The 20039-nt window shown below is 68.3% G+C and carries 21 protein-coding genes and 2 pseudogenes; 10 read left to right on the top strand and 13 right to left on the bottom strand.

Features of this window, described 5'->3' with window-relative positions; translation table 11 throughout:
* Nucleotides 1–89 precede the first annotated feature (89 nt).
* The 6 genes from tatC to FB157_RS42535 all read right to left on the bottom strand — a co-directional run bounded on the left by tatC (nucleotide 90) and on the right by FB157_RS42535 (nucleotide 5346).
* On the bottom strand, nucleotides 90–1118 hold the full coding sequence (tatC, locus tag FB157_RS42510; RefSeq protein ID WP_145886523.1) for a twin-arginine translocase subunit TatC: 1029 nt from the start codon (nucleotides 1116–1118) through the stop codon (nucleotides 90–92).
* Nucleotides 1119–1323: 205 nt separating this feature from the next.
* Nucleotides 1324–1575: a Sec-independent protein translocase subunit TatA gene (gene tatA / locus FB157_RS42515; protein WP_145886645.1), complete on the bottom strand. Its 252-nt coding sequence runs from the start codon at nucleotides 1573–1575 to the stop codon at nucleotides 1324–1326.
* Between the two features lie 2 nt (nucleotides 1576–1577).
* Nucleotides 1578–2411: a hypothetical protein gene (locus tag FB157_RS49055; protein WP_261386907.1), complete on the bottom strand. Its 834-nt coding sequence runs from the start codon at nucleotides 2409–2411 to the stop codon at nucleotides 1578–1580.
* The gene (locus FB157_RS42525) at nucleotides 2408–2830 is read right to left on the bottom strand and encodes an ATP-binding protein (protein WP_186581933.1); all 423 of its coding nucleotides are present in this window, start codon (nucleotides 2828–2830) and stop codon (nucleotides 2408–2410) included. The genes FB157_RS49055 and FB157_RS42525 overlap by 4 nt, the downstream gene beginning before the upstream one ends.
* A gap of 1099 nt (nucleotides 2831–3929) precedes the next feature.
* The gene (locus FB157_RS42530) at nucleotides 3930–4718 is read right to left on the bottom strand and encodes an anti-sigma factor (RefSeq protein ID WP_145886527.1); all 789 of its coding nucleotides are present in this window, start codon (nucleotides 4716–4718) and stop codon (nucleotides 3930–3932) included.
* Between the two features lie 25 nt (nucleotides 4719–4743).
* Nucleotides 4744–5346: a sigma-70 family RNA polymerase sigma factor gene (locus FB157_RS42535; protein WP_145886529.1), complete on the bottom strand. Its 603-nt coding sequence runs from the start codon at nucleotides 5344–5346 to the stop codon at nucleotides 4744–4746.
* Between the two features lie 381 nt (nucleotides 5347–5727).
* On the opposite strand from FB157_RS42535, the gene FB157_RS49060 reads away from it, so the two are divergent.
* From FB157_RS49060 to FB157_RS42555, 4 genes are all read left to right on the top strand, one after another.
* Nucleotides 5728–6279 carry a cupredoxin family copper-binding protein gene (locus tag FB157_RS49060; RefSeq protein ID WP_261386908.1) on the top strand — a complete coding sequence of 184 codons (552 nt, stop codon included), beginning with the start codon at nucleotides 5728–5730 and terminating at the stop codon, nucleotides 6277–6279.
* Nucleotides 6279–7280: a metallophosphoesterase gene (locus FB157_RS42545; protein ID WP_145886531.1), complete on the top strand. Its 1002-nt coding sequence runs from the start codon at nucleotides 6279–6281 to the stop codon at nucleotides 7278–7280. Before FB157_RS49060 ends, FB157_RS42545 begins: the two co-directional genes overlap by 1 nt.
* Nucleotides 7277–7726, top strand: coding sequence for a hypothetical protein (locus FB157_RS42550; protein WP_145886533.1), 450 nt, complete (start codon nucleotides 7277–7279; stop codon nucleotides 7724–7726). Before FB157_RS42545 ends, FB157_RS42550 begins: the two co-directional genes overlap by 4 nt.
* 192 nt (nucleotides 7727–7918) lie before the next feature.
* Nucleotides 7919–8191, top strand: a complete 273-nt coding sequence (locus tag FB157_RS42555; protein WP_145886535.1) for a hypothetical protein — start codon at nucleotides 7919–7921, stop codon at nucleotides 8189–8191.
* Between the two features lie 297 nt (nucleotides 8192–8488).
* Here FB157_RS42555 and FB157_RS42560 read toward each other — a convergent pair whose 3' ends face one another.
* The 3 genes from FB157_RS42560 to FB157_RS42570 form a co-directional block, all read right to left on the bottom strand.
* Complete coding sequence (locus FB157_RS42560; protein WP_145886537.1) at nucleotides 8489–8974, bottom strand: hypothetical protein; 486 nt, start codon at nucleotides 8972–8974, stop codon at nucleotides 8489–8491.
* A gap of 396 nt (nucleotides 8975–9370) precedes the next feature.
* Entirely contained in the window at nucleotides 9371–10162 is a 792-nt protein-coding gene (locus FB157_RS42565; protein ID WP_145886539.1) for a DUF4239 domain-containing protein, read from the bottom strand.
* Nucleotides 10163–10367: 205 nt separating this feature from the next.
* Nucleotides 10368–10904, bottom strand: coding sequence for a hypothetical protein (locus FB157_RS42570; RefSeq protein WP_145886541.1), 537 nt, complete (start codon nucleotides 10902–10904; stop codon nucleotides 10368–10370).
* Between the two features lie 305 nt (nucleotides 10905–11209).
* Between FB157_RS42570 and FB157_RS42575 the strand changes: the two genes are divergently transcribed.
* The 4 genes from FB157_RS42575 to dacB are packed head-to-tail and all read left to right on the top strand — an operon-like array spanning nucleotide 11210 to nucleotide 14923.
* A complete protein-coding gene (locus FB157_RS42575) occupies nucleotides 11210–12223 on the top strand; it encodes a L,D-transpeptidase (RefSeq protein ID WP_145886543.1) in 1014 nt (337 codons plus the stop codon).
* A 60-nt stretch (nucleotides 12224–12283) separates the two neighbouring features.
* A complete protein-coding gene (locus tag FB157_RS42580; RefSeq protein WP_145886545.1) occupies nucleotides 12284–12790 on the top strand; it encodes a SigE family RNA polymerase sigma factor in 507 nt (168 codons plus the stop codon).
* Nucleotides 12783–13496, top strand: coding sequence for a hypothetical protein (locus FB157_RS42585; protein ID WP_145886547.1), 714 nt, complete (start codon nucleotides 12783–12785; stop codon nucleotides 13494–13496). The genes FB157_RS42580 and FB157_RS42585 overlap by 8 nt, the downstream gene beginning before the upstream one ends.
* 59 nt (nucleotides 13497–13555) lie before the next feature.
* Entirely contained in the window at nucleotides 13556–14923 is a 1368-nt protein-coding gene (gene dacB / locus FB157_RS42590) for a D-alanyl-D-alanine carboxypeptidase/D-alanyl-D-alanine-endopeptidase (protein WP_145886548.1), read from the top strand.
* Nucleotides 14924–15044: 121 nt separating this feature from the next.
* Here the strand turns inward: dacB and FB157_RS42595 are convergent, their stop codons facing one another.
* Entirely contained in the window at nucleotides 15045–15692 is a 648-nt protein-coding gene (locus FB157_RS42595) for a hypothetical protein (RefSeq protein WP_145886550.1), read from the bottom strand.
* Nucleotide 15693: 1 nt separating this feature from the next.
* Nucleotides 15694–17124, bottom strand: coding sequence for a selenium-binding protein SBP56-related protein (locus FB157_RS42600; RefSeq protein ID WP_145886552.1), 1431 nt, complete (start codon nucleotides 17122–17124; stop codon nucleotides 15694–15696).
* 96 nt (nucleotides 17125–17220) lie between these two features.
* Here FB157_RS42600 and FB157_RS49775 point away from each other — a divergent pair, with 96 nt between their 5' ends.
* Nucleotides 17221–17445, top strand: coding sequence for a hypothetical protein (locus FB157_RS49775; RefSeq protein ID WP_145886554.1), 225 nt, complete (start codon nucleotides 17221–17223; stop codon nucleotides 17443–17445).
* A gap of 411 nt (nucleotides 17446–17856) precedes the next feature.
* Here FB157_RS49775 and FB157_RS42610 read toward each other — a convergent pair.
* Nucleotides 17857–18159 (bottom strand): annotated as a pseudogene (locus FB157_RS42610) (NAD(P)/FAD-dependent oxidoreductase); the annotation flags it as partial.
* Between the two features lie 332 nt (nucleotides 18160–18491).
* On the bottom strand, nucleotides 18492–18980 hold the full coding sequence (locus FB157_RS42615; protein ID WP_261386909.1) for a hypothetical protein: 489 nt from the start codon (nucleotides 18978–18980) through the stop codon (nucleotides 18492–18494).
* Nucleotides 18981–19729: 749 nt separating this feature from the next.
* Here FB157_RS42615 and FB157_RS49070 point away from each other — a divergent pair.
* Nucleotides 19730–19962 (top strand): annotated as a pseudogene (locus tag FB157_RS49070) (pyruvate formate-lyase 1-activating enzyme); the annotation flags it as partial.
* Between the last annotated feature and the right edge of the window lie 77 nt (nucleotides 19963–20039).

Raw genomic sequence — 20039 nt, forward strand, 5'->3', positions numbered from 1 at the left:
TCCAGACTCGAACGAGGCCTCAGCCGAGACGACGACCTCGCCCGTGCCTACCGTGACTGGATCCAGACCGCTTGACGGCAATAGGAGCTTCAACGTCGGCCACGGCTGCCCAGACCTCCCCGTGCGAAAAGATCCACTTCCGCACAGGCCCTGGTGCTCTGATCACATAGCTTCCGCGGTTGGCTGAACCTGTCCGAGCCCGGATTCACCCCCGTCACATTGACAACGCTGCTGGCGGACACCAATTCCACTTCGCCTACGTCCTGCGGCGTGAGGTCGAGGTCGGAGGTCTCGTCGTCGCTGGGTCCCTCTGCCTCTCTTCGGGCCTTGCGCCGGTCATTGAGAAGCGAAAAGACAACAGCGGCGAAATAGAGCACCCAGATCGGCGAGGCCAGCGCCAGCATGGTCAGCGGGTCCGTGCTCGGCGTCGCCACGGCTGAAAAGACCGTGATCCCCACGATCATGCCGCGCCACCAGCCGAGCATACGTCGGCCGCGCAGCACCCCAGTGAGGTTCAGCATCACCAGCAGCAGCGGCATCTCGAAGGAGAGGCCGAAGACGACCACCATGCGGGTGACGAGGTCGAGCAGATCGTCCAGCGGCAGCAGATTCTCCACCCTGTGCGGGGTGAAGCCGATCAACACCTTCGCGGTCGAGGGCAGCACCTTGTAGGCCAAGAGGGCGCCTCCGAAGAACAGAGGGACGCCGGCGCCGACGAACGCATAAGCGTATTTCCTCTCGTGTCCGTGCAGGCCGGGGGCGACAAACGCCCACAGCTGGTACAGCCATACCGGCGATGCCAGCACGAATCCGGCCATCAGGGACACCTTCAGCGCCAGGGTGAAGGGCGCGAGCAGACCGTTGATCGTGATCCGCGCGCAGGCGGTGTCCGCGGGTTGCTTGGCCAGATCGGCGAAGGACGTTGGGCAGCCGACCGAGTCCAGCACCGGCCTGGTGACGACGTTTACGATGCCCTTGTAGGCGAAGGCCGCGGCGACCGTGACGACCAGGATGGCAAGGATGGCCTTGGCGAGCCGGTTGCGGAGCTCACGAAGGTGCTTCGCGAGCGGCATCCGCCCCTCGGGATCCTTCTGCTTGTTGCGGGCTGACTGGGGCACGCCGCATCCTCATCTCGTGCGGCAGACCGGAGACTACCGGCCTTGCACTTGTGCTTGATCGTCTCCGTCACCCGGTGGGGCGCGAGCGCGCTACGACGACGGTTGCGGTCGGTAGCGTGTCCAGGAGGCAGTTGGTCCAGGTCGGCACCACTTGCCGCGAGCTGATCGCGGGAATGAGCCAGGGCGCGCAGGACCGGGCTCGGTCTCAGTTGCCGGTCGTGCTGTCCGTGGGTTCGGGAGGGCCCGAGACCGTCCGCGTTCCTGGTGCAGGTTCAGACTCGGGGCGTGGTTCGTTTGAGGCGTCGTCCTCCTTCATGGCCTTGGTCTCACTCCTGAGGATCCGCATGGACCTGCCCAGCGCCCGGGCCGTGTCGGGTAGTTTCTTCGAGCCGAAGAGCAAAATCACCACGGCGACCAGGATCAGCAAGTGCCAGGGCTCCAGCGCATTGCGGAACATCGTCACACCACCCCTTCGAACATGTCGGTCTTCACACCTGTCCCGGCGATCTGTGCTGTGTGTTCCTGGGCGGCAATGGTGGGACGCTGCAGGACGCGGTCGATGTCCACGGCCCCGCAGGGCTCTGCACCGGCCGATGGCCGGCACTCGTCGTCGCAGAAGGGCATCCGCAGGAGATGGCCGGGCCGGCCGACGTCCGACTGGGAGGAGGTTTCCCGGTGCACTCGGCACGGCGGTTTCACCGGTGTCCACCGCCCGCGCCATCGGGAGATTCCGACGGCGTCGTCCAGTCGGGCGGGGCGCCCGGCGGCAGTCCAGGCGGCGTACTCCTGGCGGACATAGAGGCGGCGGCGGGGGGCGAGCGCGATGGCGTCGGGGAAGTGCGGGCCGGCCACCAGTTCGGGATGGCTGCGGTCGAGCAGGACGAGTTGTTCGGCGGTTGCTGTGGCGGCTGCGATCGGGCCGGGGCCGGGGTCGTCCAGGGCCATGCGGTCCATGAGGGCGGCCCGGCGTAGCCGCAAGGTGCGTTCGGCGACTGTCGAGTCGACCGGGGATCCGGTGACGGGCCGCGCCTGGCGACCGTCGCGTTCGGCCCCGAGAGCGAGCACTTGGTGTATCTCGCGGCGCAGGTCTGGCGCACTCGCGTACGCCTCGTGCGGGGGCGGAGCACTGATGCCATCGCCGCTGTTCGGGGCACGGCTTCTGGGGTGTGAAGGCCCAATCGGCGGGTCGTCGCGGGACCCGGCGCCGCAGCTGCCCCCGGTGACCCGTCGCTGCGCGGCGATGCCGGCCCCGGCAGCGGGCCGCAGCTCGTGCGGAACCGTCGGCCCGGTCATGGCGAGCACCTCAGGCAGGCGCGGACTTTGCGGCCGCTGCGTGTTTGCTGGACCTCGGTCGACTGGGCAAGGTGCTGGACGATACTGGTGCCGCGGCCGTGTTCGTCGGGGGCGGTGTCGGGGCGATGGTGTTCCACGGTCGTACCGGAGTCAGTGACCACGATGTGCAGAGTGCCGTCGTCGAGGACGAGCAGCAGGGTCATGCGCTCGTGGCCGTACTGCGCGGCGTTGGCGGCGAGTTCGTCGACGATGAGGACGGCGGAGTCCCGCTCGATTGCGGGCACACTCCAGGTCTCCAGCAGATCGGCCGCGAAGTGACGAGCGGCGGAGACGTACGCCTCCTGCGCGGGCAAGGTGAGCAGTGCCCGGTGGCGGCTGTGTCGACCGAGCAGTGAACTCGGGCTGGGGGAATCGGTCACAAACATGGTCTTATGGCTCTTCTGTGGATGTGTGGAGGCCGGATCGGGGGGCCAGCCACTTCGGGGGCGGTCGGTAGGCGGATCCTGTGTGGCCGCGCTCACTGAGTTCCACGGACGACGCATGCCGAACGGTTCGAGTCATTCGCACCTTTTGTTCGACTTCTTGCGAATGCCAATGCCGGTGGCCTGGCTGAACTCACTCGCCCCTGCCAGAGCTCGACGCCGTACTCGGCCGGACCAGGCACCGGCAGCTCGGTCTCCTCGCCCGCAGCCCTCAGGACGACCTTGCAGGAACCTCGAACCGTAGAGCCGGACGAACGTCCCTGCCCGCGCCTCGGCTTGGTCACGACACTCGGTGTGCAGACATCCTGGATCCGATTCTCCGGGCCCCCCTGCGGAGGAAAACGCAAGTTGAGGTCGACGCCGTTTGGTGAGCCGCATACCGCTGCTCGCGCGGGGGAGGGGGAACACCTTGGCCGGGCCGTCGCAAAGACCAGGGTGGCGCCACCGGCCACCTGGACAGGGAGTGCGTGTCCCATCGGCGCACTCACGCATCAAGTCGGCTGAGAATCGGCCCGATTGGCCGGAGCCGGGAGACCGCCGACCTCCGCACAGCCGTGCCCACCCATGTTCGCGACCGGCACCCGAGGGGGCCGGATGTGGGGTGGCCGGCCTGCCACTGCCGGAAGCCGGGGCGCCGATCAGCTCCTTCGCCGCAGGGGCGTCGGCCTTCGGGGTCGCCGCCACGGTCATCTGCCGGGTGCCCTTGTCGGACAACCTCGCCGATCCCGGAGCCGTGTGGCGTGGGGGCATCGGGCGACGCCGGTGATCACGTGCGTGCCTGAGCAGCCGATGGCACGCATACAAGTCTTCTCGACGGCCATCGGCTGGACGTCCTCGGCGTGCTTCTCCAGCCCGGTCCACCGGTCTTGAGGCGACTCGCCTCTCGTCGACCGGCCGCCCTCTCCCCGCCTGCGGTACGACCCTTCGATGGCGATGTCTTCTCGGCCTCGTGTGCCGCCGTGCGCTCACGCCGACAGCTGTGGTCGCGCCACTCGGGGCGAGGGCGCCCCAGTGACGCGACCGTCCTGGCCTCGGGTCACGCCCGGACTGTGACCAACTTCTGACCGTTGTCCGCGTGGATCTCGAAGTGCTCGATCTCTCCTGGAGGCATGGCAACCGCTCCTTGGATCGTGGTGCCGGGAGGGTACTTGCCTGCCCGCCAGCTAGCGACGTCCGTCTTGGCTCCGCCGGGCCCGACCGCCTGAAGTCGGCAGGTGATTCCGGCGGGTGCGCCCCTGGCGGAGACCTGCACGACACTGCCCCAGGCAGAGGGCGAGACCTTCACCGAGGCGGAGACGCCGGTGTCGGGATCGCTTCCGGAGAAGGTGCGCCAGGCAGTGGGCGCGGTCGGCCCGGGCGGCGTCGCCTGACTGCCCACGGATCCGACAGCCGCCAGCCATGTGCCGCCGGCCGTTGCCGCGATGAACGTCAGCGAGGCGGCAGCACCGGCCAGCTGCAGACGCCAGGTCCTGCGGCGCCGGGACGCGGCCTGCTGGAGCAGCCTCTCCAGCAGACCCTCCTCAGGCACCCGCTGCACCGCCGGCACCGCGGGCCGTTCGGGCGGGGAGCCGTGCGCGCCTTCGGCTGCTCGTGCCACCAGCCGGTCGGCCAGGTCCCCGTCGGCCGTCGGCGCCGTCCGGCCTGAGGCTTCGGCTTCGGTCACCGTCGCCAGCAGCGCAGACACTCCCGTGAGCTGGGTGTGTTCGGCCTGGCATTCGGTGCACTCCGTGAGGTGGATGCGCACCCGTTCCATTTCCGCCGAGGGCAGCGTGCCCAGGACGTATCCTCCCAGCGCCAGCCGGAGGGCGTCGTGCTCCGCACTCATGGTCGCCACCTCCTGCCCGCCACGGTCACGGCTCGAGCCCCCGTTCCTGCAGCGCCAGCCGAAGGGCGTGCAGAGCGTAGTACGTGCGCGACTTCACGGTGCCCACAGGGATGCCCAGCACCTGTGCGGCCTCCACCATGGTCCGGCCGCGGTAGTAGGTCTCCAGCAGGACGGCGCGGTGATCCGGGGACAGCGACCGGACCGCTTCGGCAACCGCCCAGCTCTCCAGCGCCTGCTCGATCTCGTCCTCGCCGGGTTTCTGCTCGGCGACTCGTTCCAGTGCCTCGCCGCCGGTCTCGGCCGGCCTGGCCTGCCGAGCCCGGTGGGCGTCGATGACCAGGTGCCGGGCGACCGTACACAACCATGCCCGGGCCGGGCCGCGTGCGGGGTCGAACGCGGCGGGATGCTGCCACGCTCGCAGCATCGTCTCCTGCACCACATCCTCCGCCCATTGCCGGTCTCCTGAGGTCAGTCGCAGCACGTAGTGGAACAGGGCTCCTGCGTGCTCCGCGTACAGAGTGCGCAGCAGTTCCTCGTCTGCGGTCGAAAGGGTCCCTTTACCAGAGACACGGTGCGCGGAGCGATCCGGATCGGTCCTTGGACCACGTTTTCGGGAACTCCAGGGCATAAGACGATCATCGCGCACATGTACCGCTTTGTCCTGTAACGCACTGTATGGCATCGGTCGCGCTCCGCGGGCGCCACGGGCGATAGGTACCTGCCGGGCCTTGCGGCACCAGCAGGACCAAGCGTGCGCGGCCCGCAGAGGAGTCCGGCTGATCCGCCGCGATGACAAGAGGTTTCGAAAAAGGTGCATATATACCGAACCGCGAGAACCCCGCCGTCCGTGGAGCCGGACAAGAGCCGACTCACGCGAAATCCGGTGCTCGATCGCTGGGTCCGTGAGAGGCACACGCCCACGAACACGGCATCCACGCACATCCCTGCGGGTGCGTGTGCCCAGCCGGAGCAAGCCGTGTCTCCGCCTGATCAGTGAGGAGCGGACACCATGTACCTGAACTTTCGCACGCCAGGCCGTCGATCACGGACCGCGGCCGGGCTGGCCGTCGGCACCATCGCCACTGTCGCCGCGCTGGGCCTGCTCAGTTCATGCGGCCAGTCGTCGCATTCCTCGGCCACCGGGGCCGACGCCATCACACCCGGTCCGGGGCAGCACCAGATGGCTGGCATGACCGGAGCCACGGGGCTGGGGAACACGGCGGGCCCCGCTTCCGCCGCCTCGCCGATGCCGAGCATGAGCATGCCTATGAGTCCCGCGAGTACGGGCCGGTCGGTCGCACCGGTGACCGGGAACGCCGTGGCGATCAAGAACTTCGCATTCTCCCCGGCCACGCTGAAGGTCAAGGCGGGCACGACAGTGACCTGGACCAATCAGGACACCGACGCCCACACCCTCACCAGCGCCGGATCGGGCGGCCCGTTGCATTCGGCCGCACTGGCCACCCACGCCACCTACACGTACACGTTCACCAAGCCCGGCACCTACGCCTACCTCTGCACCATCCATCCGTTCATGACCGGCACCGTGGAGGTGACCTGATGAGCAACTACTACGACAGCCACGACGGAGCACCGGCCGACGACGTCGGTCAGCCTCAAACCGAACACGGCATGTCTCGGCGTCAACTCATCCGGCACGCCGGGTGGTTCGGCGGCGCGGTGGTGCTGACCGTGGCCAGTGGAGAGGTGATCAGCCACATCGCGGACTCCCGGGACACCAACGCCGGAGCCGCCGCCGCGGCCGTCGCAGCGGGAAACGGCGCGCTGCGGTTCGTGCAGGTCTCCGACAGCCATATCGGGTTCCAGGGGCCGGCGAACATGGACGTGGCCGGCTCATTCACCGCAGCGATCAACCAGGTCAACTCACTCGGATTCAGACCGGACTTCGTCATGCACAGCGGGGACCTGACCCATCTGTCCACGGCCGGGCAGTTCGACCAGGTCAAGCAGATGATGACCGGCATGCAGACGGATCGTGTCTTCACCGTGCCGGGCGAGCACGACTCCATCGGCGATGCAGGCCGCACCTACCGGCGGACGTTCGGCATGGGCACGCTCGGCGATGGCTGGTACAGCTTCGACACCCACGGGGTGCACTTCATCGCCCTGGTCAACACCCTGAGCCTGGAGAAGCTCGGGCACCTCGGCAACGAACAGATCGACTTCGTTCGCAAGGATCTTGCCGGACTGCCGTCGGACACCCCCATCGTGGTCTTCAGCCACATCCCGCTGTTCGCCATGTACCCGCAGTGGGGCTGGAGCACCGACGACGCCCTCAAGGTCATCGCCCTCCTGCGCCGCTTTTCTTCCGTCACCTGTCTCAACGGGCACGTCCACCAGCTTTTCACCAAGACCGAGGGCAACATCACCTTCCACTCGGCCACCACCACCGCCTACCCCCTGCCCAAACCGGGCCGTGCAGCCGCCCCCACCCCGCAGGTCGTCCCTGCCCGGCAGCTCAAAGACGCACTCGGCATCCGCAGCGTCGGCTACCGCCAAGGTGACCGCGAACTGGCCATCAAGGATCAGAGGCTGGCATGAATGCCCGAAGACTCCTCGCACCCACCCTGCGGTCGGCGACCGCCGCAACCCTCGCCGCCGGCGGATCCATCCATGCCCAGCTCTACCTTGACGGGTATCGCTTCATCCCCGTCATCGGCCCCTTGTTCCTGCTCCAGGCCAGCGCTTCCTTCGCTCTCGCTGCCCTGCTGCTGGTCGGGATGCCGTCCCCGCTGCTGCGGACCGCCGCGGCAGGCGTCGCGCTCGGCGCCCTCGGCGGATTCACCGCGTCGCGTACCGTCGGCGTGTTCGGATTCACCGAGCGCGGTCTGCAGCCTGAGCCACAAGCGGTCCTCAGCCTCCTCGCCGAAACCGGCACGTTGCTGCTCCTGGCCATCTGGCAGGTGACCGTGCCCAGACGACCCCGCGTTGCCCGCCCGCCCGTCAGGACACCCGACTGGGCCACCACCCGCACACCACCCGACTGAACGACCACCGCCAGGCGGGTGCTCACCGGTTGCCCGGATTTCGCCTCGGCTCAGGCCCTGCAGGCCCTGCTGCTTGGCGAAGCCCCCGCGCGCGGCCTGACCACCGACCACTCTCCACCACGTTGCGCGAGGCGCAGTCGGACAGCGGTGTGGATGCCGCCCGCCCTCGATCCGGAACCAAGGAGTACCCCCATGTACCTCGAACCGCGCCCAGGAATCGCTTGGCCGAGCCCGCACCTCCGCGAACTGCAGGACGCCGTACGCGCCTTGCTCGGCCTGGACGACGACACCGCCGTCATCATCCGCCAACTCATCTGTGGCGAAGTCGTCCACCCACCCCTGGAAACCGTCGTCAAGGTGCTGCCCATGGACGGCGAGGCCCACCGCTGGACGCTCCACCGCCCCGCCGAGGAGATCACCGAGAACGAACTACGGGCCACCCTGCTCGACCGCCGACCGAGCTGACCGGCGGACGGCGAGACCCTCGCGGCAACCCTGGCCGGCTCCCGGGTCCGTACGCGCGCCGTCGCCGATGCCGTGGCGGCAGTGCTCGGCGAGAACAACCAATTCGTACGTCTGGAGGCCGCCTACGGTCGGGCCCTGCACGACGATCCGTGCACGACGAAGGCGATGAAGCGGGCGGGCTTCTCGGCGACGGCTTCGAGTACGACCATCGGGCCGACGAGCTCTCGCGGTGACTACCCCTACGAACTGGCGATGCCGGTGACACAGCGCCCCGTAGCCACACCCACGGGGCGCCTCCTACTTGTCGACGGCGTCGCGTTGGCGATGGAGAAGATTCTGCGCGCCGCTGCGGTCCGGGGTCGCGGCGGTGAAGTAGTGGATGTAGACGAACAGGTTGTTGCGGACGCTGATCAGTTTGACACCGGCATTGCCGAGGTTGTCGAGGGTGCTGATGACGGAGCCGGTGGCATGGTCCGCGGGGTCCGCGAATGTCTGTTTGTGCGGCGTGCTGCTGGTCTGCCAGGTGTGTGCCATGGACTTGTACATGCTCTCGGCGCCGGTGGGTGCGGCGAACCGAACGAGGAAAATGTCGGCTTGGCTGCCATCGGTACTGATCCAGCCCTGTCGCGCGGCGGCGACGAAGCGCTGGCGTACCAGCACGGCCTTCTCTCGCGAGACGGCGTCCGCGGCGAAGAGTCCGTGGGCGAATCCGTCCAAGTCCAGCGCGCCGTCACGGTCGGTCCAGGCGTGCGCGCCTGCCGGCACCGGAAGGATGGTGGCCATGAGCTGTGCTCCCGCCCCGGACGCAGGTGCGCCCCAGGCTGAGGAGGGGGTTGCGGCGGCAGACGGAGAGGAAGCCGTCGAGCCCGTGGTCGCCGACGACGGCCGGGAGAGTGGCATCGAGCAGCTTGCCAGCACTGCCGTCAGAAGGGTTGCGGCGAGGAGCCCGGCGTACCGTCTTGGTGTGTGCACGCCGGGATGATGGCCGATCTCACGATCTTGTGTCCAGTGTCGCGGCATGAGGGCAGAGATTCTCCAGCCCGTGGTCCGGGCCGCCAACCGCAGACGCTGTGACCGCGCCGGCGGGAAGACTGCCCACCTTCGACCGTGAGGCCTGCAGGCAGCGGCAGCGCGACATTGCGGCGATGAGCCGGTGGATTCTCGCCGGACCTCACCACGTCACGGGCCCCAGTATTTCCTCAGCTGACCTTCCATGAACGGGCGCGGACTCACACTCACTTCGCCGGCGAAGGGGTGGTCGAGGACGAGGACGAGGGTGAGGCTCAGGCCCACCAGCAACGCGATCGATCCTACGAAAAGTAGCTCCACCTTGAGGTTCTCCACCCCGTAAAGCAAGGTGATCATTATCACGACCAGCGCTCCCCCGTAGGTGAGGACCTGCAGGAGAATGGGCAAGCGTTGAGTTGCGGCCAGGATGCGGGTTCTGCGCTGTTCGGTAATATCGTTCAGCCGCTCCACCGACTTGTCGTAGAAGGCCTGTTCGGAATTGCTTTTGGGATTGTAGTCCTGGAGGACTCCGTACAGTGCCTCAAGCTTTCCCGAGGTCGCACTGAGGCTATTCTTCCCGTTGCGCATCAGTGGCCATGCATCTTCTACGACGGCGTGGACGTATCCCCCGATCGCCTGGTCCAATTTTTTTTGCACCTCGTCCGGAAACGCATGCGCGTTGCGGGAAATTACAGCGAGATCTGTAGCCTCCGAAGTCACCACTACTTGAACTTGCTCAAGTTCGGTCCACAAGGTCACGATGACGAAAGCGAGCACGATTCCGTAGATGGCTCCGAACAGTTCAAGTACCGTGCGGGATACGTCATTGGTCACGCCATTGATCAAGGCCGGAAAAATGCGGCGCGTCACCAAGCAGGCGACGAGCGACAAAACAACAACGCCTCCAACGATGAGGATCGCGAGGCTGGCCGTGTTCAGGTGGTTGAGTAGCCAAAGTCCCACGCGGGCGACACTATCATGCGCGACCGCTTATTACTGATTCTCAATTGACGTTTCCATATCCCGTCAACTCTCATTTTTGAGGCGTCGAGCCATTCCAACCCGGCTTGGGGGCCCTGTAGTTGGAGTGATGAAGGACAACTCCACCAGAGCCGACACGTTCTGGCCGTGGGCCAACCGATGGCCGAACGCCGGAGGCGTGCTCAGGTCAGTCCTCTTCGTCCTCCAATCCAGCCACGTCTCCAATGGCGACTCGTAGGCCATGCATGCCTTGCAGGATGTCGATGAGGGCTTCCTCCGCCCCGCCCAGAGCCCGTCGGGTTCCCTCGACATCGCCGCGTTCCGTGTGCAGCTGGGCACTGAGTGCATACACCGCCGCCATGGCGGCGGCGAAGGAAGCCTCCCGGCCCGGTGGCAGCTCCTCCGCGTCGGGCGCGACCTGCAGCGCAGTACGGTGCAGCCTGTTCGTCAGGACGTTGACCGCAAGGCCGGGGTCACCTACCTGCTCAGACCAGCCGAGCATCGTGGAGAGGACGTCCTCGATCTCCTCCTCCTCGGTCAAACGCGTCGCGGCGGTGATTTCCAGCTCTGTCTTCGCCAGCAGGCTCCCCAGCAGATGCAGACGGTCCTCTTCCTGCGGACCTTCGGGTCGCACCTCCGGGTCAGCCATCGGCTCAGCCCCGAGAGCGACCAACGCGGCATGGATCTGTTCAGCCGTCACCGGACGCTCGCTACTGATGCTCATGCCTTCAGCTTCACCCCACGAAGGGGTATCGCCCATGCGCACACACCGACGCGTTCAAAAAAGCACGCTCTCACCGTGCGGTGTACGGGTGATCGCGAGGAGCGGCGACGAGGGAAGTCCTGCTGCCGGCGTGTTCCTGAGCGAGCGGTGGGCGGTCACCGCTCCCGAAGAAGGGACAGGCAGTGCGCGAGCACGTTGTGCATCTCCCGCGTCCAGCTGCCCGGCAAAAAGGTTGCCCTGCGATGCAACCTGCCTCCGAGCCCATGGGTATAGGAGGCGATACCGCACCTGACTCGGGGGATTACATGTACTTGGACCGTTCGGCCGGTCGGACCGCCGGCCGTTTCGGCGCTGTTGTGGTGGCCTGCGCGGCCCTGTTCACGGCCGCCGGCTGTTCGACGGACGCGGGTTCCGGCACCAGGGTGGCCCCTGACACGCCTGATGCCCGGGCCTCCACCGCGGCGGCCGACAAGGCCGCGGGCGGGCAGGACGACGGCGCGGGCAAGGCGTCAGGTGCACGCCCGGTACCGTCCACGCCGGAGCCCGCCGCGCTTGCGCAGGCGCGGGTGAACATACGCGACGGCCAGACGGTCGGAGTGGGCATGCCGATATCCGTGACCTTCTCCCAGCCGGTCCCGGCCGCCGACCGCAAGGGTGTGGAGAGCTGGCTGCGCGTACAGACCTCGTCCGGCACGATGGGCGCGTGGAGCTGGGTGAAGGACCACAACCTCCTGGACGGGCAGCGCGTCGACTTCCGACCCGGCACCACCTACTGGCAGCCCGGCACCCAGATCACCCTCCGGCTCGGCTCGCACGGCGCCCGGCACTTCACCATCGGCAGATCGCTGGTCGCCACGGTCGATGCGAAGACGCACATGATGACCGTCCACACCGGCGGTACGGCACAGCGCATCCCCGTCACCACCGGGGCGCCGGGGACGGACACCTGGAACGGGACGATGGTCGTCATGGACAAACAGCCCAAGGTGTACATGGACTCCCGCACCGTGGGCCTCGGCGACACCTACCACGACTACTACTACTGGGCCGTGCACCTGACGACATCAGGAACGTACGTGCACCAGAACCCCCGGGCGAACACCGAGGCCGGACACCGTAACGTCACCCACGGCTGTGTCGGCCTCGCCTCCAACGGCACCGCCCAGCGCTTCTACGACCAGGTACGGACCGGCGACGTCGTCACGGTCACCGGGGCGGACAAGGACCGCGTCGCCGCCGGCAATGGCTATGGCGACTGGAACCTGACCTGGAAGCAGTGGCTCGCACACAGCGAGGCCGGCGCCACCACGACCGCATGACCCCCATCGCACCGGCCCTGCGCCACACGCGCCCCGCGCCGTAAGAAGAGAGCACGACAAGTGACCGAGGACGAGTTCGACCTCTTCTACACGGCTGCCTGCCCGCGTCTGGTGGGTCAGCTGTACGCCCTGACGGGCGACTACGCCGAAGCCCAGGACGTGGTCCAGGAGGCGTTCGCGCGCGCCTGGGAGCGGCGTTCGTCCGTCCTGAACGGCGAGCGCGATCCCGAGGCCTGGATCCGCACGGTGGCACACCGTCTGGCACTGAGCCGCTGGCGGAGGGCGCGCCGCTGGTGGGAGCTGGTGCGGGGCGAGTCCGTCCCGCGACCGGTGCCCGAACCGAACCCGGACCATGTGGCGTTGGTCGCCGCACTGCGGCGCCTGCCGGATGCCCAGCGGACCGCGATCGTGCTGCATCACCTGTGCGATCTGAGCGTGGAGCAGATAGCGGCCCAGACCGGTGCGGCCGTCGGCACCATCAAGGCACGTCTGTCACGCGGCCGTACGGCACTCGCCGCTCACCTGGTGAGCGAGGAAAACCACTCCACGGAGGAAGCCTGTGTCTGACCAGCCACCACCGCAGCCCCTGACCGAGGCGGAGCTGTCGGCCCGGCTCCGTGGCCTGGCCGCGCAGGGCGCGGCGCCGGCCACAGGCGCACAGGCGAGGGACCGGGCGCAACGCCGTCGCCGCGGTCAGCGTGTTGTGCTCTCCTCCACCGCGCTGGCGGCGGCGGCCCTCACCGCCCTCGCCTCCGGTGCCCTCGGTTCCGTCACCAACGCGTCCGCACCCCCTGCGGCGTCCGTGTCCCACACCCCGACACCCGTCCCGTCCCCGGCGCCCGTCCAGCGGGTGACGATCGACCTGGAGGCCTACACATTGACCATGGAAGGAAGGAGGTTGCGCATCAGCGGGGTGCAGGAAAACTGCCCGATAGGCGAGAAGGCGGTCACGGTCACCGCCAAGCACCCCTCCATCACACTGCGCCCCGACAGGTTCACCAAGTATGTGCCCCGCCTGCAGTGGGCGGTCACCTTCACCGACCGCCGTCACCACGAGCGGCTGCTGATGTGGGCGCTCGACCCCTCCGCCGGTCTGAACAGCATCGGTCACAACGCCGGCCCCGGCGCCGTCGCCCTCTCACCCCGGGACGGGAAGTGGGTGTACGACGCCATCAAGACCGGCGCACGTGTGGAGATCAGGGGCCGACAGGCCGCGAGCGCGGACCCGGACTCCGTGTGCTACGAGCGCCAGCCGGTCACCGGCGACCAGTGATGCAGCGAACTCTACTTTCCTTTCCTCAAGGCCCCCACTTCTGAAAGCTTCGAACCCCGATGACTGAAACGACTGCCAAGACCCCCGAGAACACCTTCCTTCCGGGTGGTCGGCGCCGGCACCGCAAGCCCAGACAGGACGGGTCCGGAACCGGCCGGCGCCGGGCCCTCGTCCTCGCCATGGCCGTGCCCGTGGCGTCCGCCGCCCTGGCGGGTCCGTCCGCCTTCGCCGCCCAGAAGGGTGTCGGTACGACGGCCAAGACCCACGACCTGGACGCGGCCGACCGGCAGATGGCCAAGAACCTGAAGACCCGGGTACTCGACCAGCGGCTGGGCTCGAACGTGAGCGGTGTGGTCCTCAACGCGGACACGGCTACCACCGTCTGGGGCCACAACGCCTCCACCGCGCTGATGCCGGCGTCCAACGCCAAGCTCGCCACTTCGACCGCCGCCCTGACCATGCTCGGCCCGCAGCACCGGTTCACAACGAAAGTCGTCTACGGCCAGGGCACCCTGACCCTCGTCGGAGGCGGCGACCGCACCCTGACCACCGCCGACCTCGCAGAGTTGGCGAAGACCGCGACTGCCGGACTCAAGGCAGCCGGCCGAACCACCGTGAAGGTCACCGTCGACGACAGCCTGTTCCCGGAGCCGACTCTGGCCAAGGGCTGGAACGGCGGCTACTACCCTGACACCGTCGCCCCGGTCCGCGCGCTGGTCGTGGACGGGCACGGCGTCCAGGACACCTCCATCGACGCAGGACGCGTCTTCGCCGGGCAACTCGCCGCGCATGGTGTCACGGTCACCGGCGACGTCACCCGCGCCACCGCACGCACGACGGACGTTCCGGTGGCCCAGCACAAGTCGGCGCCGCTGTCGAACATGGTCCGCACGATGCTCAAGGACAGCGACAACGACATCGCCGAGACCCTGCTGCGGATGACGGCCCTGGCCGCCGACCGCCCTGCCACCTTCGAAGGCGGCACTGCGGTCGTACGCCGGGTGCTGAGCCGGGAGTACGGCGTTTCGCTCGACAACTTCGAGCTCCACGACGGCAGCGGCCTGTCCCGGGCCGACCGCATCCCAGCCGCCACGCTCGCGCAGATCCTCGAACTGCTGACGCAGCCCCGTTACGCGCACACCCTCGGCGCCGTCCTCGACGGCCTGCCCGTCTCCGGCGAGGCCGGCGGCACGCTCGGCCCGGAGTACGGCCGTTTCGACGACGCCAACTCCAAGTGCGCGGTGGGCAAGGTACGCGCGAAGACCGGCACCCTCACCGGCGCCATCTCGCTGAGCGGTCTGACGCAGGGCAAGGACGGCAAGTGGAAGGTGTTCTCCTTCGTCGAGAACGGCGCCACGGCCGACCCGAACGCCATCAAGGACGCCATGGACGGCCTCGCGGCGACCGTCAACGGCTGCTACGCGTAAGGGATTCAGCCTCACCCCTGGTGGACTCCGACATCGCCGCGGTCTGGTCGTGGGAGGGGGGCCGGGCGCGCCGTGCCGCAGGCCATCGGCCGGTGAACCCCCGCTTGCCGTCGGTGGTGCGTCAGTGGTTCGCTGCCCCGACGAGCAGGACAAGCGCGGTGAGGACGGCGGCGAGAGTCATCGCCGCCGCAGCCGGGACGGCAAGAACTCGCTGGTCCGCGGGCCGCTGTCGGCGGGCCAGCACGAGCGCAACCCAGGCCGCTTGCGCGAGTACGCCGCCGATGAGGGCGAGCAGCAGTGGCACGAGGCCGTCCGGGATGGGCAAGGCGTTCGCCACGAAGGCTCCCGCGACCGGACTCAAGCAGGCCAGCCCGACCCATGGAGCCACGCGGCGCTTCGGACGGACTCCCAGCAGGGCGGCCAGCGCCAGCCCCTCGCCGGCCGCATGAACCAGGAGCGCCGCCATCACGGCGACCGACGGGGCCAGTGCCAGGGTCGCCCCCTCCAGAAGGCGGTGCAGTGCGAGCCCTGATGCTGAGCCGATGCCGCCCGCCCGACCCCGCTCGCACGGGCAGCCGATAACAGCCACGGCACCCGTCACCCCGTACGAGGCGAGCGCAGCGAGCAGCACTGCCCACTGCGGCACGCCGACCTCTTCCGCTTCGTCCCACGCGTCGGGCAGGAGGTCGAGGACCGCGATGATCAACCCGGTCCCTTCGTCGGTCTGCGCGCCCGCTGCGCAGAGCACGGACAGCACGGACAGCGGCATGTCATCGGCGGTAGCAGTACGAATCCGACGAGGCGTCGCCGCCTTGAAGGCGCGTCTGGTGCACGCGCAACCCGGAAAACTCCGGGCCGTGCGGGAAGAAGCCGCTGTCGACCATGAGCCCGCCGTGCGCGGTGTCGGCGTCGAGTTTGACCATCCACGGGTCGATGCCCGAGGGATAGATCTGCTCGTCCCAGGCGGCATACAAGGAGTTCGTCAGGTACACCCGCCGTCCGTCCCGGCTGAGCTCGACCATCTGTGCTCCACCGGTCAGCGGCGTGTCCGGTTCGGCGGGGTGCGGCCGTCGGGAGACGACGCCACCGAGACGCACGGCCGCCGTCTGCCGTGGACGGAACGGGTCGCTCACGTCGTACTGCAGCAGGTCACCGGTTCCCCAGGCGGACACGTACAGCCACTGGTCGTCCACCGACAGGTCGATGTCGGTGATCAATGGCGGCACGGCGCCGAACGGCTGCAGCGCCGGGGGCAGGTCCTCCGTCTGCGCGGGCTCGGCCGGGACGGTGATCACCTTACGGATCACGAAGTCCTCACCCTCCCGGTTCCACAACCAGACCGATGCCGACAGGTCCTCCACACTGACCACGGTGTTCGTGAACCCCCACGTCGCCTCGGGATCGTGTGCCGGGCGCAGCTCCAGAACCATCTGGTTCTCGTCCCCGAGGTCGAGGCTCTGCAGATGCCGGCCGGAGTCCAGCTCCCAGAAGTGCAGCGTATGGCCGTACTGGCGACCCAGCAGCAGTTCGGGGACAAGGCCGTCCTCGATCATCGAGGGGGACCCCCACTCGCTGGTCACGGCGATGTTCTGGCGCAGATGCCACCAAACGTCGTAGGAGAGCTGCTGCGGTCCGCGGTCGCTCTCCCAGGCACGCAGCACTTCGAAGTTTTCGTGGTCCAGCAACGCGACGCCGCCGGGCCCGTCCGCACCGTCCGCGCCGCCCAGGCAGGAAAGGAACATTCCGTCGGGGCCGCAGTGGAGTGTGTGCGGGCGGGAGTATCCGGCCCTGGCGGCCAGCTCCTCGGGCTGGATCACCTTCACCAGGTGGGGGCGATCGGGATCGGGGCTGGTGTCGAAGACGTGCAGCCGGGACGAGCGCAGGCCCGGGACGATCAGGTAACGCCGTTCAGCGTGCTGGTGACCGGCGTGGGCCAGCGCGCTCGAGCAGGCGTTCCAGCCGAAGTGGTGCAGTTCGTTGCCCGGGTCGGGCAGCTCGGCCTGGGACGTCACGTGGCCGTATGCGGAGGATTCGGGGTCGGTACCCACAGTGAACAATGCGTCGGTGCGCTGTGCGGTCGGGTCGAATCCGACTACGTAGGCGAGCTTCTCGGGGGGCGCGGCGACGGCATCCGCCGGAGAGCGGTACAAGGTGGGGTCACTGTGATCGTCGCTGTGGTGAGCGTGCTCGGTCGTCGTCATGGCTGTTCCTCACTCCCCGGACGGGAGCCTGGACCCGGGTGGACTCCCGACAGAGCAGCCGAGCTCACTCGTTCGAGATCGGCGTACAGACGGGGGATGGATATGTCATGGATCAAGCGTTTCACACCCCTGGAGCCCTGCCAAGGCGACAGCGAACCGGTCCAGTACTCCTCCGTGGCACGCGGCGGTGCGGGCGGCCGCTGCCGGGTCCGGGGCGAGGTCGGCCAGAACCTTCACCGCCTCGGCGGCATAGCGGTAAGGGATCGCGCTCCCGACCTCGAACCCGGCCGCGAGCGGGGCTGGGTGTCCGAGCCGCCGTAGGTGTCGTCGCGCCGGATGCCGCTGGGCGGGACGACCAAGCGGGGCTGATCACTTGCTTCTCGCCTGGGCCTCGGCCGGTGCGGGCAAGTGTGCGCAGGCGGCCGGGAGATCGCCTCACACTTGCTTGTTGTCAGATCGCCCATCGGACAACTCGGGTCACTGTGCTGGCCGTTGTCGCACAGGGTCTTTGCTCGGGTTGGCGCGACGAAGGAGACACGAGAGGACGTACCTGATCCTCGTCGGTAGCCCTGTCCGGCCGTCCCGAGCAGCTGGCGGCCTGGCGGGAGCACCGCCCCCACGTCGACGACGTCAGCGCGTGGGCGAGCCGAAGGAGAGCCTCTCATGAGCACACCCCCCACCCTGCGAGCCGTGAGGACCACCCCCGAGGGCCTCCTGTGGAGCCCGAGTACGTCAGGACGGTGCGACGGTCGACGTCGTCTTGGTCCTGCTGTCGGCAAGCGCGGCGAGGTACCGCTCTGCGTCGAGTGCCGCCTGGCAACCACTGGCGGCGGCCGTGATGGCCTGGCGCTAGGTGTGGTCGACGACGTCGCCGGGGATGTTGGTGCGCGTGGAGGGCGAGGCGACCTTGACGTAGCCGTCGTCGTCCAACTCCAACTGGCCCTTGAACAGCTCGGTGCGCGGATCGTGGCCGATGGCGATGAACAGGCCGGTTACGTCCAGAGCCTGAGCCTTGCCGGTGAAGACGTCACGCAGAGGTCGAATCCGTGCACCACTTCTCAGGACGCAACCCGGAGCCCGGCACCGGCCGCAGACTTTCCGAGTGCCGCGCGGTAACACCGGTCGCAGATGCCGGGTGCCCAACGCCCGCTCGGTCCACGACATCCCCGGAGGCAAGGATGTCTGCGGTTCCGCAGCAGACGCTGTCCGGCGGATCAAGTCGGCAACCCACGGAGGTCGCTCGGCGGGAGCATGATGTCGCAGGTCATCAACAGCCTGCAGTTGATGAACGCCCTGAGGGACGCCACCTCGGCGGTGGTGTCCCTCTCCGATGACATGACCGAGGTTGCTCGTGCAGGGTCCGACGGTCAACTGGTCTTGTGGCCCCACTGCGGCCCGACCAGGGACCACTCCCGGTCCCACTCCTTGATGCGGCGACGGTCGAGGTATCCACGGCCGACGCTCCCGATCCCGAACACCACGCCGCTCAGGGCGAGGGCGGCGGAGGCTCCGAAAAGCCCCGCCTCGACGGCCGCCTTGCCGGGCGTGGGCGGCTGGCTACTCAGCTTCCCTTGGGTGTCGATCCAGATCCTGACCGTGGAGCCGGCCTTCTTCCCGGTGGTCACCAGCGTCCTGCCGCTGTGCGTGGAGCCGTCGGAGTTCGTCCAGCGGACCCTTGCCGATGCCAGCTCTCTGCCCATCTCTGAGGTCGCGGTGCGCGGGACGTCATCGAGGAGAAGGGCGCGGACAGGGGTCCGGTCGGCCCGTTGCTGGGCGAAGACCTGGTCGGCTGCATGGGCCGTCACCACACCGACCGCCGTGCCACCCACCGCGACGAGCACCCATATGGCCAGCATGAGCCATGCCTCGAGGACATCGTCGCGTCGCCGGATCGGGTTACTCCGCCATCGCCACAGCGGTACCCTCGTTCGCTTGCGCTTCCTGTTCGCGGGCCTCTCCTCGCGCATGTCTCCGCACCTCCTCGTCGTCACACACACGAAGGTGACAGCGGCGGCCTTTCGGTGGCATGGGCCGGTCAGGTCGAAGCGGAGGGCCGAGCGGGCCAAGCGCAGGCCGACGGTGGGCCGTTCGGCCCAGCACCCATACGGCTCGTCGACTCGCCGTGGTGCTGGGCCCGTGGGCAGTGTCGAACGCAGCGCCGCCGTCATCGACCTGATCACCCGGCTCACACACGAGAAAGCACCGCCACCGTCCTGGTCACCCCGACCGTACCCACCTCACCGCCGTCGATCAGATCGCCGGGAAGTCACGACGGAAGGCTCGTCCTGCCGGCCGCGGCCTGGTCACTTCGGGAGCAGGACGAGCCGTGGGCCGACTGCCCGGCACGCTCCCCCCGGAACGGTGCTGCGGTGGTCGTGACGGCCCCGGCGTGCGTGAAGGGGTTCACCTCCCTCACCCCGCCGTCCGGGCGAGGATCGCGGAGCAGGCTGTAGCACACGACGTCCCGTCACTGTCGTTCCCGAACACGGTGCTGCGCAGCATGCCCCCACGGGGTGCACCCCGACTGCTCCCGTGCGCGGGCGTAGCGGCCGAAGCGGGCGTAGACCGTCTGCCATGAGCCATAGCGTTCCGGCAGGTCACGCCAGACGACCCGTCCGCCGTAGACGCTCTCGGCGCCTTCTTGGCCGGGTTGAGCAATGTCGACCGGGTGGACGTCCTGCCCTTCCACAACTCGACGCCCACAAGTACGAGGCCCTGGGTATCGAGTTCCCGCTACGCGAGACGCCCGTGCCCGATCCGGAGCTGACGGAACGCGTCCGCGAGCAGTTCCGGGAGCACGGGTTGCGGGCGTTGTCAGTAGGCCGATCTCCGCCGTAAGTTCACCCGCGTGTGGGCCACTCGGCCTCCGTGCAGGGACCTGAGGCCTCTCCTGCCCCAAGTACCTGGCCTCGACA

Origin of the sequence: Streptomyces sp. BK340 (assembly GCF_007827595.1) — a bacterium.
Classification (GTDB): Bacteria; Actinomycetota; Actinomycetes; order Streptomycetales; family Streptomycetaceae; genus Streptomyces.

What these genes read in the sequence shown, in the direction of transcription:
- tatA (WP_145886645.1), bottom strand. Translation starts at nt 1,575, where the DNA reads ATGTTCCGCAATGCGCTGGAGCCCTGGCACTTGCTGATCCTGGTCGCC.
- FB157_RS49055 (WP_261386907.1), bottom strand. Translation starts at nt 2,411, where the DNA reads ATGACCGGGCCGACGGTTCCGCACGAGCTGCGGCCCGCTGCCGGGGCC.
- FB157_RS42530 (WP_145886527.1), bottom strand. Translation starts at nt 4,718, where the DNA reads ATGAGTGCGGAGCACGACGCCCTCCGGCTGGCGCTGGGAGGATACGTC.
- FB157_RS42535 (WP_145886529.1), bottom strand. Translation starts at nt 5,346, where the DNA reads ATGCCCTGGAGTTCCCGAAAACGTGGTCCAAGGACCGATCCGGATCGC.
- FB157_RS49060 (WP_261386908.1), top strand. Translation starts at nt 5,728, where the DNA reads ATGTACCTGAACTTTCGCACGCCAGGCCGTCGATCACGGACCGCGGCC.
- FB157_RS42545 (WP_145886531.1), top strand. Translation starts at nt 6,279, where the DNA reads ATGAGCAACTACTACGACAGCCACGACGGAGCACCGGCCGACGACGTC.
- FB157_RS42550 (WP_145886533.1), top strand. Translation starts at nt 7,277, where the DNA reads ATGAATGCCCGAAGACTCCTCGCACCCACCCTGCGGTCGGCGACCGCC.
- FB157_RS42555 (WP_145886535.1), top strand. Translation starts at nt 7,919, where the DNA reads ATGTACCTCGAACCGCGCCCAGGAATCGCTTGGCCGAGCCCGCACCTC.
- FB157_RS42560 (WP_145886537.1), bottom strand. Translation starts at nt 8,974, where the DNA reads ATGGCCACCATCCTTCCGGTGCCGGCAGGCGCGCACGCCTGGACCGAC.
- FB157_RS42570 (WP_145886541.1), bottom strand. Translation starts at nt 10,904, where the DNA reads ATGAGCATCAGTAGCGAGCGTCCGGTGACGGCTGAACAGATCCATGCC.
- FB157_RS42575 (WP_145886543.1), top strand. Translation starts at nt 11,210, where the DNA reads ATGTACTTGGACCGTTCGGCCGGTCGGACCGCCGGCCGTTTCGGCGCT.
- dacB (WP_145886548.1), top strand. Translation starts at nt 13,556, where the DNA reads ATGACTGAAACGACTGCCAAGACCCCCGAGAACACCTTCCTTCCGGGT.
- FB157_RS42595 (WP_145886550.1), bottom strand. Translation starts at nt 15,692, where the DNA reads ATGCCGCTGTCCGTGCTGTCCGTGCTCTGCGCAGCGGGCGCGCAGACC.
- FB157_RS42600 (WP_145886552.1), bottom strand. Translation starts at nt 17,124, where the DNA reads ATGACGACGACCGAGCACGCTCACCACAGCGACGATCACAGTGACCCC.
- FB157_RS49775 (WP_145886554.1), top strand. Translation starts at nt 17,221, where the DNA reads ATGGATATGTCATGGATCAAGCGTTTCACACCCCTGGAGCCCTGCCAA.
- FB157_RS42615 (WP_261386909.1), bottom strand. Translation starts at nt 18,980, where the DNA reads ATGCTGGCCATATGGGTGCTCGTCGCGGTGGGTGGCACGGCGGTCGGT.